We start from the raw sequence: 2,073 nt of genomic DNA, 5'->3' as shown, positions 1-2,073 counted from the left end.
TGTGTTAGCGAACATACTGTTAAGTCTCACCTTTATAATATCTTCCGCAAAATAAACGTGCATAACCGAATTCAAGCGCTTAACTGGATTCATCAAAATCTTGGGCCGATTCTGCCAAATATTGAAACTGCGCGTAGTTTACAGCGCCATCGATAGCCTCCTTCAAAGGTAATATAGCCATGAGTAAACTTCGCTATTTACTGATTGTTTTTATTAGCAGTTTTACGTTAACAACGAATGGATTAGCAAACGAACAGGAAGAAGTCGAAGCAATAAACCAACTATCAAGCCCAGACGGCCCAGAAATTCAAGAACGCCAAAATAGAAGTAGCGAATTAACCGGCGTCATGGTCGACCGTACCGTCACCATGGCTGGCAAGACCTTCTATCGCGCTTTCAGCCAGCGGGCAATGGATAACCTCATCATCGGTAATGCCACGATTACCATTCAAGAGCGTCCCGATGCCCGCTGGGGCAGCCAAATTGCCATCGTGGAAGGCAACCGGATGTACTTCAGAGCACAGCTTTCTCCCAGGATTAGCGAGGCAGACCGCGTAGCAGGAGAAGCTGTAAATATTGTTGAGGAGGCACTCCTCCAGCAGCAGCTGGCATCTGCCCTTACCTCAGATAAAGACTTGGGAAAAGAGGAGTTATTCTAATGAAAAACCGTATAAAAATTAGCTGTGCGACCTTTATAGCAACAATCGGAATGGGAATGAGCGCACATTCGGGAGAGTTAATTTACCAACCTATTAACCCTTCTTTTGGCGGCGATCCATTTGTAGGCAATTACCTACTGGGTAAAGCACAAGCACAAGATACCAACACCGACCCAAATGTGCGAAGTAGTCAAACACTTTCTTCTACTCAACGCTTATTACAAAGCTTAGAAAGCCGATTGATATCGCAGCTCATTTCCGATGTAAGCCGAGGCGAAGTCAGTGAGGGTAGCTTTGATAGCGATGAATTTGGCGTTGTTGTAAGCGATAACAGTGGTCAGTTAGTTGTTAGGGTGGTTGATAAAGTCACTGGAGACGTTACAGAAATTAGCGTTGGCGGTTTATTTAATCCTTAACACTAAAAACAATGCCAACCGCTAAAAACAAGTAATACCGACTAACGCTATCTGCTTTGTCAGGGGATCATTATGAAAATTATCGCCTCAATTGTCATCGCTAGCCTGCTGAGTGGCTGTGCAGGAATGGTGGCAACGTCTGAAAATTTAGAAGGTGCTGAAGCAACACTCACACCCAGAGGAGCTACGTATCAGGATCTTGTATCGCTCCCGCCACCATCAGGAAAGATTTTTGTCTCTGTTTATGATTTCCGCGATCAAACAGGACAATACCGGCCAGCCCCTGCCAGCACATTCTCAACGGCGGTAACACAGGGGGCAGCAGCGATGCTTACCGGTTCGCTATCTGACTCGGGCTGGTTTATTCCACTTGAGCGCGTCGGGCTTCAAAACTTGTTAACTGAACGCCGCATTATTCGCGCAGAGTTCGAACGCTTTGGACAGCCCGATACGCTGCCATCGTTAAGAGCAGCGTCAGTCATGCTAGAAGGTGGCATTATTGCTTATGAATCGAACATACGAACTGGGGGAGCAGGTGCTGAATATTTTGGCATTGGGGCATCAGGCCAGTATCAGGTCGATCAGGTGACGGTTAATTTACGCGCGGTAGAAATATCAACCGGTGAAATATTAGCCAACGTCACCACGACCAAGACCATTTATTCAAAAGAACTACGAGCAGGCGTGTATCGCTTTATTGATTTTAGCCGCTTACTAGAAGCTGAGGCTGGCATTACGGCTAATGAGCCTGTCCAGCTCGCAGTAATGTCAGCAATAGAGTCTGCCGTTATTCATCTTATTGCCAGAGGCATTGAAAATCGACTATGGAATCTTGCGCCGGGAGTCAGCCTTCAAGAATCCATTTTAAATGACTACTTGAATGCTCCAATTCCCATGCTGTAGCTTTCTTACAAGGGAACATTATTACAAAAAAATTAAAAGCCACTCTTTGAGTGGCTTTTTTAGTATCTAAGTAAGTGGCTATTCAAAATTTATCG

At 45.4% G+C, this 2,073-nt stretch carries 4 protein-coding genes; all 4 read left to right on the top strand.

Annotated features, from left to right (window positions below; genetic code table 11):
• A partial coding sequence (locus INT22_RS00435; protein WP_226912296.1) for a LuxR C-terminal-related transcriptional regulator occupies positions 1-156 on the top strand: 156 nt, incomplete at its 5' end.
• Between the two features lie 23 nt (positions 157-179).
• Positions 180-659 (top strand): CsgE family curli-type amyloid fiber assembly protein, encoded by a 480-nt coding sequence (locus INT22_RS00430; protein ID WP_120386000.1) that lies wholly within the window; start codon positions 180-182, stop codon positions 657-659.
• Positions 659-1,075 carry a curli assembly protein CsgF gene (locus INT22_RS00425; RefSeq protein WP_193067472.1) on the top strand — a complete coding sequence of 139 codons (417 nt, stop codon included), beginning with the start codon at positions 659-661 and terminating at the stop codon, positions 1,073-1,075. Before INT22_RS00430 ends, INT22_RS00425 begins: the two co-directional genes overlap by 1 nt.
• 72 nt (positions 1,076-1,147) lie before the next feature.
• Complete coding sequence (locus tag INT22_RS00420; RefSeq protein ID WP_009723337.1) at positions 1,148-1,978, top strand: CsgG/HfaB family protein; 831 nt, start codon at positions 1,148-1,150, stop codon at positions 1,976-1,978.
• Positions 1,979-2,073 lie beyond the last annotated feature (95 nt).

The sequence above is a fragment of the Halomonas sp. 3D7M genome, assembly GCF_014897885.1.
Taxonomy (GTDB): Bacteria; Pseudomonadota; Gammaproteobacteria; order Pseudomonadales; family Halomonadaceae; genus Vreelandella.
The sequence above is the reverse complement of the archived record's forward strand: the minus strand, read 5'-3'. Positions and strand labels throughout refer to the sequence as shown.